This window comes from Marinobacter sp. B-12 (assembly GCF_056857915.1).
In genome coordinates this window covers 42248-57463 of the sequence record NZ_JBSXOB010000065.1, presented here as the reverse complement: position 1 = coordinate 57463, position 15216 = coordinate 42248, and the positions used below count along the sequence as shown (strand labels likewise).

Sequence of the window (15216 nt, the reverse complement as noted above, 5' to 3'; positions counted from 1 at the left end):
TTAGTTGGCAAGCTCAAGCAGCAGACGGTTCAGGCGGCTTACATACGCGCCCGGATCCTGCAGCTGTTCACCACTGGCCAATGTGGCCTGGTCCAGCAGTACCGCTGACAGTTCCTTGAAGCGATCCTCGCCTTGCTCATTTTCAAGGCGCTGAACCAGCGGGTGCTCCACGTTAATTTCGAAAATCGGTTTGCTATCGGGTACTTTCTGGCCCGCGGCTTCCATGATTTTCTTCATCTGGGCACCCATATCGAAGTCACCAACCACCAGGCAGGCCGGTGAATCGGTCAGGCGGTTGGTTACCCGCACTTCCTGTACCCGGTCTTCCAGTGCCGTCTTGATGCGCTCCAGCAGGTTCTTGTGCTCCTCGGCAGCCTCTTCCTTGTGCTTCTTGTCTTCCTCGGTTTCCACTTCGCCAAGGTCAAGATCACCACGGGCAACGTCCTGGAACTGTTTGCCGTCGTACTCGTTCAGGTACCCCATCATCCACTCGTCAATGCGGTCAGAGAGGATCAGTACTTCAATACCCTTCTTGCGGAACACTTCGAGGTGTGGACTGCTCTTGGCGGCCATGAAGTTGTCGGCGGTGATGTAGTAAATCTTGCTCTGGCCTTCCTTCATCCGGCCGATGTAGTCATCCAGAGACACGGTCTGCGCCTGCTCACCGGTGTGAGTGGATGCAAAGCGCAGCAGGCCGCCGATTTTCTCGCGGTTGCTGAAATCTTCTGCCGGGCCTTCCTTCAGCACAGTGCCGAATTCATTCCAGAACTTCTGGTACTGCTCCGGCTCCTTCTTGGACAGCTTGGACAGCATATCCAGAACTCGCTTGGTCACCGCTGTGCGGATGCTTTCAACCGTGCTGTCGTTCTGAAGGATCTCGCGGGAGACGTTCAATGACAGGTCGTTGGAATCAATCACGCCCTTGGTGAAGCGCAGGTACAGCGGCAGGAACTGCTCTGCGTCGTCCATGATGAACACGCGCTGCACGTATAGCTTCAGGCCGCGGGGCGCTTCCCGGTTATACAGGTCAAACGGCGCACGGCCAGGCACATACAGAAGGCTGGTGTAATCCAGCTTACCTTCAACCTTGTTGTGGGACCAGGTCAGCGGGTCTTCAAAGTCGTGGGCAATGTGCTTGTAGAACTCCTTGTACTCCTCGTCCTTGATCTCACTGCGGGACAGTGTCCACAGGGCGGTGGCGTCGTTGACGGTTTCATATTCGCCCTTTTCGCCCTCTTCCTCGGATTCGGACTTCATGACCACTGGGAAAGAAATGTGGTCGGAGTACTTCTTCACCAGGTTGCGCAGACGGAAACCGTCGGCAAATTCTTTGGCGTCATCCTTCAGGTGCAGGACGATCTGCGTACCGCGTTCAGTCCGGTCCACGTTCTCAATGGTGAATTGGCCATCGCCAGCAGACTGCCAGTGAACGCCCTCTTCCACCGGTGCACCGGCGCGGCGGGTAAACACTTCCACGGAATCGGCCACGATGAATGAGGAATAGAAGCCGACACCAAACTGACCGATCAGCTTGCTGTCCTTCTTCTCATCACCGGAAAGCTGCTTGAGAAACTCCGCAGTGCCGGACTTGGCGATGGTGCCCAGGTTCTGGATAACATCGTCCCGGTTCATGCCGATACCGTTATCGGTCAGTGTGACGGTGTTCTTTTCTGCGTCGAAGTCCAGGCGGATTTTCAGCTCCGGATCGCTTTCGAACAGGCTGTCGTCCTTCAAGGCAGCGAAACGCAGTTTGTCTTCTGCATCCGACGCGTTGGAAATCAATTCACGAAGGAAGATTTCCTTGTTGGAGTACAGGGAGTGGATCATCAGGTTAAGCAGTTGCTTAACTTCGGTCTGAAAACCCAGGGTCTCTTTTTGCGATTCAACCGTCATGGCTTGTTTCATCTCCTGCTGTGTAGGTTCGGAGGAGCGGTGCGGCTGGGTAAACTTTTCCAAAACACGCTGTGAATACGTCCATGTACGCTCCGCTCCGCCATCCATGGCTCCGCAGGGTTTTGGAAAAGTTTACCCAGCCACCCCACCCAACTGTGGAATAGTTTCCGTTCAAGCAACCAGGCCGGCGCGAGCAGGTGGGTATGGCTTTGCGAAACCGTGCGGAGCCATGGATGGCGGAGCCCGAGCCGCACAGGGACGTCTTGAGGCGCGTTTCGGAAAGCCATACCCACCTGCTTGCTTGCACCAAAGCCAAGCATGTTGAGATGGGAAATGGGGTTCAGAAGGGGTATTTCAACCCCGACAAGATGAATTCAGTCTTCCAGCAGAAAATGCGCCCGTGCGGTCGCGATGGGCTGGGAGCGGGACTTCTGCCAGGCGGTGATCATCACATTGGCTACGCGGTTGCCCTGGCGGGTGAGCTGACATTCAGCGAACGTCTCGCGGTTCAGGCCAGCACGAAGGTAATCCAGTGAAAAATCCACGATGCGGGGCATTCTCAGAGCTTCCTGGGACATCATCAGATAGATAACCGCTGACAACTCCATGAAGCCGCCGATCACCCCACCATGGATAGCTGGCAGTATCGGGTTACCCAGGTTTTCCTCTTTCATGGGCAGGCGAAAAATCAGGTCGTCGCCGAAACGGTCGCACTCGAGGCCGATGAAACGGGCGTAAGGGATACTCTCCAACATTCGAGAGAAATCCCCGGTGTCCTGGGTATAGCGGAGGATTTCCGGATTGGTCATTCTTCGCCTCCAGTGATCAAGTCGCGGAACGACTTCGGGGTTGCTTCCTTACCGATACGCATGAAAGTGCCGACACAGTTAGCGATGGTCTCCCCCGGCTCCTGATAGGCCTCACAGCGGGTAAAGATAATATTGCGGGTAACCTTATAGGTTTCAGCGCGGGCGTAGACCGGCTTGTGTGGTTCCGCCGGTCGCATGTAGTCCACCCTCAGGTCCAGGGTCGGGCACAACTCGAAGTCATCCAGGCTGCACATGATCACGGAACCGGAAGTGGTGTCCATCAACGTTGTGATGGCACCACCATGGATAACGCCCGTATCCGGGTTGCCGATAATGCGGTCACTGTAAGGAAGGCATAGCGTCAATTGACCCGCCTTTGCAGATGTTACTGTCAGGCCCAGTTCCCGTCCCTGGTTGAGGGTTCCTATAAACCGGCGGACCCGGTCCATCCTCATGGAGTCTTTCATAATGTTAGGCTCGTCAGGTCAGTTTTGGGTTTCTTTACCAGCTTCTTTCTCGGTATCCGACTTTGGCAGCGGCTCTTCAAACACCTTGCCGGCTCGCAGCGCCCTCAGCGCGGTAGAACGGAACTCCCGACGGTACAGAACGATGACGATCAGGGTAGAGGCACCCATGAATACCAATGGGTGGATAAACCAGGAAACCACTGCCAAGGCGTAATAGTAAGAGCGCAACCCAAGGTTGAAAGCATCGCCAGCAAGATTGCAAACCCTTCCGGCGCTCTTTGCAAAGGCTTCCCGGGCAGCAGGACTTGCCTTGGTGTCGGTTGTCAGCGGCGCGCTGCCAATCAGCACGGAGACAAAATTGTACATCCGCATGGACCAGGTGAACTTGAAGAAAGCGTAGATGAAGATCACCATCAACACGACCATTCGCATTTCCCAGATTTCCCGGCTGGGCAAGGTGCCAAACGGCATGGTACTGAACACTTCCATGACCTCTTGGGTGTATCCCAGCGCCGTGATGATACCGGCCAGGATCAACAGGCAACTGGACGCGAAAAAGGCACCGTTGCGCTCAAGGTTACCCACCACGGAGGCGTCGGATATGCGGTTATCCCGGCGGAGCATCACGCGCATCCAGTCTTCACGGTAAAGGTCAAGGGTGTTGGAGAGGCAGGGTCGATCATTGGCCTTGCGTCTGGAGTACTCGGAATAGCCCAGCCAGCAGATCAAAAACCAGACCAGGGCAATGAGTTCCAGGTAGTTGCTCATGAAGTCGTTCCGGATACGGTATAAAACGGGAATTGGAGTCTTTGATCATACCGCAAAGCCGACAAAGCCTCCATACAACAGGCCCTTACGGGTAGCATCACAGCCGCTCACAGGGATATGGTATAAACATCCCTATGCCCTGCAACGGCGACCGCGGGTATTCACGAGGGTCTGCCCAGGTATTCAAACAAGGAGTTTATCGTGAACGTTCACACAGGCTTTCGACATCTTACCGTTTTTGTGGTGGTGGCCTTCCTTGCCGGGTGCTCAGTCAACCCGGTCACCGGCGAAAAACAGCTGTCACTAATTCCCGAGAGCCAGGAGCTTTCCATCGGCAGCGAGCAGTACAAGCCCACGCAGCAAACCCAGGGTGGCCAGTTCTACCTCGACCCGGAATTGAATCTGTACGTCAGTCAGGTAGGCCAGAAGCTGGCAAAGGTCAGTGACCGTCCCGACCTGCCCTACGAGTTTGTGGTTCTCAACAGCAGTGTTCCCAATGCCTGGGCGCTTCCTGGGGGGAAGATCGCCATCAACAGGGGTCTGTTGATGGAGTTGGAGGATGAGGCCCAATTGGCGTCGGTTCTTGGCCATGAAATAGTTCACGCGGCCGCACGCCACAGTGTCCAACGCATGCAGCAAGGCATGTTGATCAGCGCAGGCGTGGCGGGTTTGGGTTTTGCCCTGTCTGATAACGAATGGGCCGGCCTGATCATGGGCGGCGCGGCCATGGGTGCACAGCTCGCGCTCGCCCAATACAGCCAGGGGGATGAGCTGGAATCTGACCATTATGGCATTCGTTACATGAAAGCAGCCGGATACGACCCACAGGCAGCCGTGGAATTGCAGGAAGTCTTTGTACGGCTCTCTGAGGGCCGTGACACAAGCTTCATTGAAGGGATGTTCGCCACTCACCCGCCGTCACAGAAACGCGTTCGTGAAAACCAGGAACTGGTCAATAAAATTGGCGCGGGCGGCTATCGGGGCGAAGAAACCTACGAGAACAAACTGTCTTTCCTGCGCAGCCGCCAGCCTGCTTACGATGCCTATGACGAAGCCATGAAACTGGCCAGTAACGACAAGCTGGACGAAGCGCTTGCCAAAGTGAATGAGGCAATCAAGGTAGAACCGGAAGAAGCAGCTTTCTACTCGCTCCGTGGTCGCATCTACCGGGCCAAAGAGAACCTTGATAAAGCCGCCGCGGACTTCGACAAGGCCACGTCGTTGTATCCGGAGATGTTCACTTACCAGCTTCACAGCGGCCTGAACGCCCTGGAGTTGAACAATTATGACAAAGCCCGCGAACACCTGAGCCAGGCCAATCAGGTTGTGCCGACATCAATCGCCTACCTGCGGCTGGGTGATGTTGCTGTTAAGCAGGGTAAACGCCAGGAAGCCATCCAGTATTACAGCACCGCAGCAGAAGCCGGCGGTGAGGTGGCAGAGGAGGCAAAACGCAAGCTGGCCCAACTGACGCAGAACTGACGTCATCGTCCGCATTGACTTTTAGAGCAATAACTCTAAAAATCGATGTACTTAAACAACAATCGGACGATTGCCATGCTTGCGAAACGTATCCAGCCAATGGTGTTCCAGGCCCGGCGGCTTTATGTGGAGCTGATGTTCCAGGTGATGGGGCGCGCGCTCCAGGCTGTCAGTGAAATCGACTCTGCGGTGCAAAAGGAAGCCCGTGCCCTGCCCGATGGCTTCCTGTTTGAAATGATGGTGATGCCAGACGGATCAAGGCTCATTGTTGAACACACGGGGAATGGCCGTTTTCACTACCACGGGGACTCTGCACCACGCCCGGTGGACCTGTCCATCCAGTTCAAGCACATCGCTCACGCCTTCCTGGTGCTCTCGTTCCAGGAGAAAACCTCGGTGGCATTCGCCAACGACCGAATGCTGGTGGATGGCGATATCAGTTACGCCATTCGCATGACTCGCGTCCTCAATCGGCTTGAGACCTTCATCCTGCCCAAGCTGGTGGCGAAACGTGCGGTAAAGGAATATCCCTCAAACCTTCACCTGCCTGAGAAGCTCCTCAGCGCAGCCCGTATTTATCTCAAGGTTGCAACCCATTTTGTCGAGACGGTGAGAGCATAATGACGAACCAATATTACGAGTTTTTCTGCCCGGTCAAAGTCATCGCCGGCAAAGCGGCCCTTGAGCATATTCCCTACGAGCTTACCGGCCTCGCCGCCAAGCGCCCAATGATCGTGACCGACAAGGGTGTCAGGGCTGCGGGCCTTCTGGACCCGGTGGTCGCGGCCTGCGAGGAAAGCGGGTTGGAAATCATCAGCATTTACGATGACGTGCCGCCGGATTCGTCCACCGACGTGGTCAGGGACATCGCCGGCATTTATCGCAACGAGAAATGTGATTCCATCATTGCGGTGGGTGGCGGCTCTGCCATCGATACCGCCAAGGCCGTGAACATCCTGGTGTCAGAAGGCGGTGACGACATTGCAGCCTACAGTGGCGCGGGGGTAATCAAGCATCCGCTGAAGCCATTCCTGGTGGTTCCCACCACCGCCGGCACGGGCTCGGAGGTAACGTCGGTAGCTGTCATCACCGATACAACCAAATCCGTGAAACTCCCATTCACTTCGTCATTCCTGCTGCCTAACGCGGCCGTGATCGACCCCAGGATGACACTGACACTGCCTCCACACATCACGGCTGCCACCGCGATGGACGCCATGACCCATGCCACGGAAGCCTTCACGTGCATGGCCAAGAACCCCCTTAGCGATGCTTATGCCACTGCAGCGATCAAAAAGATCAGCACCTCGCTGCTGCAGGTTATGGATAACCCCAAGGACAGCGATGGCCGGCTGGAGCTGGCGCAGGCCTCCACCATGGCGGGAATTGCGTTCTCAAACTCCATGGTGGGGCTGGTTCATGCCCTCGGACACGCCACCGGTGCCATTTGCCACCTGCCCCATGGCTTGTGCATGAGTCTTTACCTGCCCTACGTACTGGAGTACAACCTCGAGTCGATCCGGGCACCGCTGGGCGAGCTGCTGCTCTATCTCGAGGGTCCCGATGTCTATTCCGCCACTCCCGCCAGCCGTCGCGGGGAAGCCAGCATTTCCGCCCTGCGCAAACTGCGTGACGAACTCCACAAGCGCTGCAAACTGCCCCGCACGCTCAAAGAAACCGGCAGCGTTGAGGAGCACCAACTTGATACCATTGCCGAAATGGCGATGGACGACGGCGCCATGATGTTCAATCCAAAAGAGGTCAGCCTCGAGGATGCTCGCGCAGTTCTGAAGCGCGCCTGGGCCTGATCAGGTAACGCCATGCACCCGGCTCCAGCCGGGTGTTTCAGGCTTTTCAGGAAATAAAGGCTGGCACCAGGTACTGCAAAACGTTCCAATCATGTCATTGAAATTGACAGTAGAAACAGTGACAATTCTGCTGTAGCTGGCAGGGATGTAGCCGGGCTAGAATGTCTTCTTGAAACAGAGCCTCGCATCTATGCGCAACGACTCATCCGGCGGGCCTATCCCGCTCGCCATCACGTCCCTGACACTCCTGTTTTCGTCCCTGTTCGGTGCAACTGCACTCGCTACCGAGGATGCGTCTTCGCAGGACGCCGAGCGCGTATTCCGATTCAACGTCTCGCCGAATGGCTATCCTCCTTACCTGATTACAGAGGGTGATAAACAGTCCGGCATCATGTGGGACGTGGTCGCCCTGATTGCGGAGCGGTTGGACTATCGCGTTGTCGCCGAACAGGTTCCCCGCAAACGCGTCGACCAGATGCTGATGGACGGCTACATAGACGGCACTACCCGAGCGAAGGAGTGGACTGACAACCCGGAGGATTTTGTCTTCACAGATCCGGTGGTTAACGTTGAGGAAGTCCTGTTTATCCCGAAACACTCAGCGTTTCAGTTTGAAGTGCCTGAAGACCTGCTTTCAAAAACCCTGGTTACCCACCTCGGTTACCATCACCCCATATTGGAGCCTTTCTTTGAATCTGGAGACATCAAACGTTTTGATGTCTCCAAGGACCGGGACATGTTCCGATACGTCCTTCATGGCGAGGATCTCGACGCCGCGATCGCAGATCGCCTGGTTGGCAAGTGGATATTGCGAAACGAAGGGCTCCAGAAAGAATTCACAACAACGTCCACCAAACTCAGCGAATACGGTTTCCGGTTGATGCTTCGGAAGGACTGGGCACCTTTCGCCAACGCCTTTAACCGAGAACTTCAAGCGCTCCAGGAGAACGGTAGACTGGATGAAATTCTCTCCAACTACCGTTAACTCCCGAATCGCCTCTGTTATTCAAGTCGCCTGAGCAGGAGCATCGGCGATACGCTCAGTACCGGCTTCAATTGCCAGCGACCGAACAGCGCCAACACCAGGGCACTGAATAGTGGGATAGGCAGTATGGTCTGCCAGTGCCAACGGAACTCGCCTTCAAACATGCGGAACTGCAGCGCCCAGACAGCGGCTTCTGCTGCCGCAACGCCGAGAATACCGGCAAAGAATCCCAGCAGCGCGAACTCCAGCATGGTACTCCTTACCAATAGCGTCTGTCGGCCACCCAGAGTCCTGAGCAGCGCTCCTTCCCGTTGCCGATCCTGCATGGTCGCACTGACCACCGCCGCCATCACCACCAGGGCGGCTGCCAGGATCAACGCCAATATCGCTTCGATGGCCTGGGTAACCTGCCGTACGATTTCCTGGATACGCTCAATTACGTGGTCGATTTCAAGCACGGAAACCGTGGGAAACCGGCGTGAGAAATCGTTGAGCTGGGACTTCAGGTCCGCTGGCAGATAGAACGCCGTAATCCATGTGGCGGGCATATCTTCCAGCCCACCTCCCGGGGGAAACGCCATGTAGAAATTGGGTTTCATGCTGTCCCACTGGACCGTACGGATGCTGGTAACGGTTTCCGTGATCTTCTCCGAGCCAATGGTGAACCCAAGCTCGTCCCCTACCTCTACACCGAGCTTTCCGGCCAGATCCGCTTCAATGGAGACACCGTCGGTCTGCCCTTTCGTGAACCACTGGCCCGCGACGATGCCGTTGTCCTCGGGCAGTTCTTCCATCCAGGTCAGGTTTAACTCGCGGTTAAGGGCCCCGACACGTTCATCTTTGGTCACAGCTTCTTTCACCGGCTTCCCATTCAGCTCGGTAAGTCGGCCGCGGACCATGGGATACAACTTCTCCAGCGGGTGCCCATGTTCCGCCCAGAATGCATCCACCTCATCCACCGCCTCCGGGGCGATGTTGATCAGGAAGTGGTTGGGCGTGTCTTCAGGCAGTTGCGATTGCCAGTCGTCCAGCAGGGACGTTCTGACAAGGATCAGTGTGGCCGCAAGCATCAACGTCATGGCGAATACCGCAATCTGCGACAAGCTGGCTCGGCGATGCCGGTACAGCCCCACCAATGCCAGCCGCCAAGCGTTTCCACCACCACTGATGCGACGCAGTGTGGTAACCATCAACCACCCAAGCAGGCCCAGAGTGCCGAGCAACAAGGCAAGCCCGCCGAGCAGAGACAGCACCAGGGACACTTCCCTGGCGTACATCCATACCAGGCCAAAGATTGCAACGACCGCAATCACCAAGTCGGGAATAGCTTCGCGGCCGGATTCGCCAGGCTGGCTTCGCAACACCCGCATCGCCGGCACATTCCGTAGCCTTCGGATGGGCGGATACGCAAAGGCAAACAGCGACACCAACGCCGTCAGCAGCGCCGGTGCCAACGCATTGGGATCAATCTGGTAGTCTATCTGCCGCTCCAGCACATCCCCCAACACGCTGGACAGCAGCCAATACAGGGGTAAGGCCACCAACAGGCCGCCAACGGCACCAACAACCCCCCACAGAGCCAATCGACGCAAGTACAGGCGACCTATTCCCTGGCTGCGAACGCCCAGGGTTTTCAACAACGCCACAGTATCCCGTTGCGACAAGGCGTACTGGCGGCTAGCGACCGCGACGGCAACCGCCGCCAACATGACCGCCAGGCTGCCACCCAGCAACAGAAAACGCTCAGCCCGTTCGAGCGAACGGGAAAAGGTCTCGCCATCACGCACACCCTCCCACTCGTGGCTGGGCTCCAGTTGCGGTTGCAGCCAACGGTAGTAATCGTTGAGCAATGCTTCTTCACCAGCAAACAGGTACACATATTCAACCCGGCTGCCTTCCTGAATCACACCGGTTGCGCCAACGTCATCTGCGTGCATCATTACCCTTGGAGCCAGGGCGGACATATTGAAGCCGCCGTCCGGCTCACGCACCAGCAGGCCGGAAATGGTCAGCCCCTGATTACCAACCTCCAGGGTGTCCCCCATCTCAAGCTCCAGGAGCCGCAGTAAACGAGGGTTGATCCAGACCTCGCCTGGTTCAGGGCCATGGGCAACCGTTTGCCTCGGCGCCTCCGCGCCCTCCTGGTACTCCACCTCGCCCCGTAGCGGGTATTCGTTGTTCACCGCCTTGACCGACACCAGCTGGAAATTCCCGGCACCGAACACCATGGTGGAGAATTCGACCATACGAGCCGTTTCCAGCCCTCTTTGCTCGGCTTCCTGCATCCACCCCTCAGGAATCGGCCGGCCGTTTTCCGCTTCCAGTTGGCGATCCGCGGCAAGAAAAGAGCTGGCTGACGACACCAGGGTGCGCTGCAATTGGCTGGCAAACAGAGCAATGGTCGCTACCGTGGCAACCGCTATGATCAGCGCCGAGAGCACGACACGAACATCCCGTTCGCGCCAGTCACGTTTGACCGACATGAGTTTCTTTGAAGCCGCCATCAGTTCACCGCTTCCGGCTGCTGGGCCGTCGAGGGTTCGGTCAATACACCGGCCTCGATATTGAATTGTCGGCCACAGCGAGCGGCGAGCCGTTCATCGTGGGTCACCATAACCAGTGTTGTGCCCTGCTCCCGATTCAATGTCATCAACAGGTCGGATACGTCAGCGCCGGTGCGGTTGTCGAGATTGCCCGTAGGCTCGTCGGCAAACAGGATCGCCGGCTCGGAGGCAAAGGCGCGAGCAATGGCCACCCGCTGCTGTTCGCCACCAGAAAGCTGCCTCGGTGTGTGTGAGAGCCGTTCGCCCAGTCCGACTCGTTCCAGCAACTCCTTTGCTTTGGCTTTCGGAGAATCGAAACCGCCCAGCTCCAGCGGCAACATGACGTTTTCCAGCGCCGTCAGGGCCGGCAATAACTGGAACGACTGAAACACGAAGCCAACCCGGCAGGACCGGAGTTTCGCACGTTCATCCTCACTGAGCTTGCTGATCACCGAGCCATCAAGTTCAACGATGCCATCAGACGGAGTATCCAGCCCGGCCAACAGCCCCAACAGTGTGGTTTTGCCGGAGCCGGAGCGCCCGACAATGGCGACTGATTCACCCCGGTTGATTTCCAGACTGACCCCCTGCAAGATCGTCAACGTATCTGTCTCCAGGCTGACCTTGTGCGTCAGATTACTGACTTTCAGCATGGGGCTAACATTATCCGGTTTGTGATCACTTAAGTCGCTCACGAGCTCTCCACAACGGTTGTATTGAACACAGGACCTCTATGCATACGGTATTTTTACGCCTGAGATCAATAGTTTTTCTCGCTTTAATGAGTGTTGGTGCGCAGGCTCAGGCCAGCCAGAGCACACTGATGATCGTTGGAGACAGCCTCAGCGCAGCCTACGGCGTGCAAACCGGGGAATCCTGGGTGGCGCTGCTTCAGGAACGACTCGACGGCGAGGGTCTGGACCACTGGCAGGTAGTGAACGCCAGCATCAGCGGCGAAACCACCGATGGCGGTCTGCGCCGCCTGCCGGATCTTCTGAACAAGAACGAACCGGCCGTTGTTGTCATCGAGCTCGGTGGTAACGATGGCTTGCGGGGATTTCCACCCAACGTTATCCGCCAGAACCTGGCCAGGATGATTGAGCAGGTAAAAGAGGCAGGCGCCGAAACCCTGCTGGTGGGCATGCAGATTCCGCCCAATTACGGTCAGCGATATACCCGCGCCTTCGCAGACATTTACCCCGAACTTGCCGACGAATACGAGACCGAACTACTTCCCTTTTTCCTGGAAGGCATCTATGACCAGGAGGGCATGATGCAAGGCGATAGCATTCATCCGACGGCGGAAGCGCAGGGTCAATTGCTCGATAACATCTGGCCGGTACTGGAACCCATGCTCAGGGAATAGCCCTGCCTTAAACCACCAGCGTACGGGCATGCGCCACAGCCCGCCGCTCCGACCAGTAATAGCCATCCTGGACGTGCTCAACAAAACCGACATGGCCGCCCCAGCGGGGTGCCTCCAGCCGCACGTACGCGCCCAGTTGTGCGCGAGATTCCGGAAAACATTGCCGGGACAGGAACGGGTCATCCGCAGCGTTAACCATCAGCGCCGGCACGCGGATGTCTTTGAGAGTCCATAGTGCTGAACAGTTGGCCCAATAGTCCCTGGCATCGCGGAAACCGTGTAACGGGGCGGTGTAGCGGTCATCAAACTCATGGAAACTGCGAATTTTCTCGAATCCGGTAACATCAATCAGCCCCGGGAACCGTTTCGACTTCTCTGCCATCTTCACGTGAAGGTCGCGTAGAAAACGTTGCATGTAGATACGCCGACTGGGCCGGGCCAGCGTATCGGCACTGCCAGCCAGGTCACAGGGTACGGAGTAGGTGATAGCGCCGCAGATACGGTTATCCACCTGCTCTGACTTCTGCCCCAGGTATAGCAGTGTGAGGTTACCGCCCATGCTGAAACCCGAGAGCATCACCTTTCCATATCCCTGAGCAAGTCCATGCTTCACGACCCTGTCCAGGTCGCCGGTTGCGCCGCTGTGGTAAAAGCGGGGCTGGTGGTTCATCACACCGCCGCACGAACGAAAGTTCCAGGCCAATACATCCCAACCGTCGTTCAACAGCGCCCGCGCCAATCCCTGCATGTAAGGACGCTGGCTGTGCCCTTCCAGGCCATGGGATAACACCGCCAACCGATCGCTCCCCTGGCGATACCAATCCAGATGTAACTCGTCATCGTCCTCCGTTGGCAGCGATTCCCTGACCGGCTCTGTCAGTGACACCTTGCGAAACAGAGTCGGCCAGACAGACTGTACGTGGCCATTGCGCAACCACAGGGGTGGCTTGTAATACAGATTGTGGTCGTACAAAATTTAACCTTTCAATTCATGGGGTTGACGCCGACGGGCAAAGCCCCTATCATGCGCGCCATTCCGACTTTGTTCCCCGATAGCTCAGTTGGTAGAGCAACGGACTGTTAATCCGTTTGTCGCTGGTTCGAGCCCAGCTCGGGGAGCCATTTACAGCACCTCCTCTCGCTGCATGAACTCCCGCAGCACCCGGTACAACGTCACCCCATCTCTGGTTCCCGCCATTTCCCGGATTGAGTGCATTCCAAACTGTGGCACACCGATATCCAGCGTTGTCACCCCAAGATTACCAGCGGTAAGCGGACCAATCGTGCTTCCACACCCCATGTCACTGCGTACCACAAAGGTTTGGTATGGCAGATCCAGTTCATCGCTGATGTGGCGGTAGAGTGCAGCAGAGCGACTGTTGGTCGCGTAGCGCTGATTATGGTTGACCTTGATAACCGGCCCCCGATTGAGGATAGGCCCATGGTTCTCGTCATGCCTGTCCATATAGTTGGGATGAATTCCGTGCGCGTTGTCCGCCGAGATCATCATCGAGCGGGCGATCGCCCGTGCCCGGCCCTTGCCGCACCAGCGGTCCAGAACCGCGGACAGGAACGGCCCCTGCGCGCCTTCCGCCGACATGCTGCCCACTTCCTCATGGTCGTTACAGACCAGTAGCGCTGGCTCATCGCCCGACGACTCAACAAGTGCCTGCAATCCGATGTAGCAACTCAGCAGGTTGTCCAGTCTGGCCGAGGCAATAAAATCATCGCGCAGACCCACGATCGATGCCGGCTGGGCATCGTAAAAACCCAACTCGTAGCCAAGAACCTTGCGAACCCCGATACCCGGTTGCTCAATGGTCAACTGTTCCGTTAGAAGATCGACAAACCGAGTGGTGTCGTCTTCCGGCACCTGCATCAGCACCGGCGGCAGATCCGTTTGCGGATTCACGGTGCGGTTGCTGTTGGCTTCCCGGTCCAGGTGAATGGCCAGGCTGGGTATATACGCCACGGCCTTGCGAAAATCGACCAACGTGTCCTTTACCGATCCGGACTCATCCACATACGTCACCCGGCCCGCCAGGGACAGGTCACGGTCAAACCAGGGATTCAGCAGCACGCCGCCGTATACTTCCACGCCCAACTGGAAAAACCCCTTGCGACGCAATTCCGGGTTTGGCTTCACCTTCAGGCAGGGGCTGTCTGTGTGAGCGCCCACCATACGAATACCTGCCTCTGCGACATCGCGACGACCGGTGCGGAACGCCACGATGGAGGAACCATTACGGATGGCGTAGTACCCCTGACCCGCCTCCAGTGCCCAGTCCTCTTTTTCATCCAGAGCCTTGAAACCCGCCTGATCAAGACGATGCTTCATACTGGCCACGGCGTGCCAGGGAGTCGGTGATGCGTTCAGAAATTCGAGCAAATCGGTGTTAAATTCAGCGTGTTCCATGATGTCCCTGATAAACTGATAATGGCGGCGCAAGTATGGCATGATGGCGCCCGACGTCATATCCGTACAAAACAGCTGCCCGCGCAGCCCGGCTACCCGGAGAGTGTACCTTGCCCGCACCGCGTTTTCTCGATATCGAATACTGCCAGACCGACGACGTTCTGTTCCCCGTGGCCATGGCCTGGTCACTGGAAGACGGGCAGATGAAAACCGTCGTCATCGCTCCGGCCGACGAATGGGTACCGGAAGACGCCGACCTCGGCGATATCGACCTGCTCTACCTGGAAGAACAGGGCGTTCCGCTGATTGAGCTGGCCCAGGAACTCCATCAGGACCTGCCGGACCAGACCGTCTATGTTGACGGCATGGACCCGGACGAAATCCTGGTGGACCTCATCTTCACCGCCGTCGGCATGGACGCGCCCTTCGAAATCGCCGGCATGGAAGAACTGGTCACATCCCTTCCCCGTGAAGCGCTGGACGACCGACGCAGGCAACTGCTGTCCGACGAAGGCCTGGAACCTCAATTGCCCGAAAACGGGGTCTATGCACTGTTGTTGATTGCGCGCGAGGAAGGCTTCTTCGACTGAGCCCCATCCTACAACGTCGCTGGCAATGCGAACTGTGACTTGTGTCGACGTAACAAACAGTTACAGAAGGCAGAATCTGTCGGAATCCG

General features: G+C 57.0%; 14 protein-coding genes and 1 tRNA gene. 7 read left to right on the top strand and 8 right to left on the bottom strand.

Going from position 1 to position 15216, the window contains the following annotated elements:
- The 4 genes from htpG to AC13D2_RS20900 form a co-directional block, all read right to left on the bottom strand.
- Positions 1-1893 (bottom strand): molecular chaperone HtpG, encoded by a 1893-nt coding sequence (gene htpG, locus AC13D2_RS20915; RefSeq protein ID WP_482939113.1) that lies wholly within the window; start codon positions 1891-1893, stop codon positions 1-3.
- Positions 1894-2267: 374 nt separating this feature from the next.
- Positions 2268-2702, bottom strand: coding sequence for a PaaI family thioesterase (locus AC13D2_RS20910; protein ID WP_292046166.1), 435 nt, complete (start codon positions 2700-2702; stop codon positions 2268-2270).
- Positions 2699-3169 carry a PaaI family thioesterase gene (locus AC13D2_RS20905; protein ID WP_292046168.1) on the bottom strand — a complete coding sequence of 157 codons (471 nt, stop codon included), beginning with the start codon at positions 3167-3169 and terminating at the stop codon, positions 2699-2701. Before AC13D2_RS20905 ends, AC13D2_RS20910 begins: the two co-directional genes overlap by 4 nt.
- Before the next feature lie 18 nt (positions 3170-3187).
- Positions 3188-3937, bottom strand: coding sequence for a DUF599 domain-containing protein (locus tag AC13D2_RS20900; protein WP_292046169.1), 750 nt, complete (start codon positions 3935-3937; stop codon positions 3188-3190).
- A 201-nt stretch (positions 3938-4138) separates the two neighbouring features.
- Between AC13D2_RS20900 and AC13D2_RS20895 the strand changes: the two genes are divergently transcribed.
- From AC13D2_RS20895 to AC13D2_RS20880, 4 genes are all read left to right on the top strand, one after another.
- A complete protein-coding gene (locus AC13D2_RS20895; protein WP_292046171.1) occupies positions 4139-5419 on the top strand; it encodes a M48 family metalloprotease in 1281 nt (426 codons plus the stop codon).
- A 75-nt stretch (positions 5420-5494) separates the two neighbouring features.
- Positions 5495-6040, top strand: coding sequence for a hypothetical protein (locus AC13D2_RS20890; RefSeq protein ID WP_007154360.1), 546 nt, complete (start codon positions 5495-5497; stop codon positions 6038-6040).
- Complete coding sequence (locus AC13D2_RS20885) at positions 6040-7227, top strand: iron-containing alcohol dehydrogenase (protein WP_300496791.1); 1188 nt, start codon at positions 6040-6042, stop codon at positions 7225-7227. Before AC13D2_RS20890 ends, AC13D2_RS20885 begins: the two co-directional genes overlap by 1 nt.
- A 190-nt stretch (positions 7228-7417) precedes the next feature.
- Positions 7418-8212: a substrate-binding periplasmic protein gene (locus AC13D2_RS20880; RefSeq protein ID WP_292046175.1), complete on the top strand. Its 795-nt coding sequence runs from the start codon at positions 7418-7420 to the stop codon at positions 8210-8212.
- Positions 8213-8229: 17 nt separating this feature from the next.
- On the opposite strand, the gene AC13D2_RS20875 is transcribed toward AC13D2_RS20880, so the two are convergent.
- Together AC13D2_RS20875 and AC13D2_RS20870 are read right to left on the bottom strand one after the other, a co-directional pair.
- A complete protein-coding gene (locus AC13D2_RS20875; protein ID WP_300496787.1) occupies positions 8230-10716 on the bottom strand; it encodes an ABC transporter permease in 2487 nt (828 codons plus the stop codon).
- Entirely contained in the window at positions 10716-11408 is a 693-nt protein-coding gene (locus AC13D2_RS20870; RefSeq protein WP_292046237.1) for an ABC transporter ATP-binding protein, read from the bottom strand. Before AC13D2_RS20870 ends, AC13D2_RS20875 begins: the two co-directional genes overlap by 1 nt.
- Before the next feature lie 80 nt (positions 11409-11488).
- Between AC13D2_RS20870 and AC13D2_RS20865 the strand changes: the two genes are divergently transcribed.
- Positions 11489-12121 (top strand): arylesterase, encoded by a 633-nt coding sequence (locus AC13D2_RS20865; RefSeq protein ID WP_421910642.1) that lies wholly within the window; start codon positions 11489-11491, stop codon positions 12119-12121.
- A gap of 7 nt (positions 12122-12128) precedes the next feature.
- On the opposite strand, the gene AC13D2_RS20860 is transcribed toward AC13D2_RS20865, so the two are convergent.
- The gene (locus AC13D2_RS20860; protein ID WP_300496782.1) at positions 12129-13094 is read right to left on the bottom strand and encodes a YheT family hydrolase; all 966 of its coding nucleotides are present in this window, start codon (positions 13092-13094) and stop codon (positions 12129-12131) included.
- A 73-nt stretch (positions 13095-13167) separates the two neighbouring features.
- Between AC13D2_RS20860 and AC13D2_RS20855 the strand changes: the two genes are divergently transcribed.
- Positions 13168-13243: transfer RNA gene (locus AC13D2_RS20855), tRNA-Asn, on the top strand.
- A gap of 1 nt (position 13244) precedes the next feature.
- Here the strand turns inward: AC13D2_RS20855 and AC13D2_RS20850 are convergent.
- On the bottom strand, positions 13245-14537 hold the full coding sequence (locus tag AC13D2_RS20850) for a M18 family aminopeptidase (protein ID WP_292046179.1): 1293 nt from the start codon (positions 14535-14537) through the stop codon (positions 13245-13247).
- Between the two features lie 110 nt (positions 14538-14647).
- Here AC13D2_RS20850 and AC13D2_RS20845 point away from each other — a divergent pair, with 110 nt between their 5' ends.
- Positions 14648-15127 (top strand): NAD(P)/FAD-dependent oxidoreductase, encoded by a 480-nt coding sequence (locus AC13D2_RS20845; RefSeq protein WP_007154368.1) that lies wholly within the window; start codon positions 14648-14650, stop codon positions 15125-15127.
- Positions 15128-15216: the final 89 nt, after the last annotated feature.

Bases quoted from the DNA above. Each gene is read 5' to 3' on its own strand.
- htpG (WP_482939113.1), bottom strand. From the start codon at position 1,893: ATGACGGTTGAATCGCAAAAAGAGACCCTGGGTTTTCAGACCGAAGTT.
- AC13D2_RS20910 (WP_292046166.1), bottom strand. From the start codon at position 2,702: ATGACCAATCCGGAAATCCTCCGCTATACCCAGGACACCGGGGATTTC.
- AC13D2_RS20905 (WP_292046168.1), bottom strand. From the start codon at position 3,169: ATGAAAGACTCCATGAGGATGGACCGGGTCCGCCGGTTTATAGGAACC.
- AC13D2_RS20900 (WP_292046169.1), bottom strand. From the start codon at position 3,937: ATGAGCAACTACCTGGAACTCATTGCCCTGGTCTGGTTTTTGATCTGC.
- AC13D2_RS20890 (WP_007154360.1), top strand. From the start codon at position 5,495: ATGCTTGCGAAACGTATCCAGCCAATGGTGTTCCAGGCCCGGCGGCTT.
- AC13D2_RS20885 (WP_300496791.1), top strand. From the start codon at position 6,040: ATGACGAACCAATATTACGAGTTTTTCTGCCCGGTCAAAGTCATCGCC.
- AC13D2_RS20880 (WP_292046175.1), top strand. From the start codon at position 7,418: ATGCGCAACGACTCATCCGGCGGGCCTATCCCGCTCGCCATCACGTCC.
- AC13D2_RS20875 (WP_300496787.1), bottom strand. From the start codon at position 10,716: ATGGCGGCTTCAAAGAAACTCATGTCGGTCAAACGTGACTGGCGCGAA.
- AC13D2_RS20870 (WP_292046237.1), bottom strand. From the start codon at position 11,408: ATGCTGAAAGTCAGTAATCTGACGCACAAGGTCAGCCTGGAGACAGAT.
- AC13D2_RS20865 (WP_421910642.1), top strand. From the start codon at position 11,489: ATGCATACGGTATTTTTACGCCTGAGATCAATAGTTTTTCTCGCTTTA.
- AC13D2_RS20850 (WP_292046179.1), bottom strand. From the start codon at position 14,537: ATGGAACACGCTGAATTTAACACCGATTTGCTCGAATTTCTGAACGCA.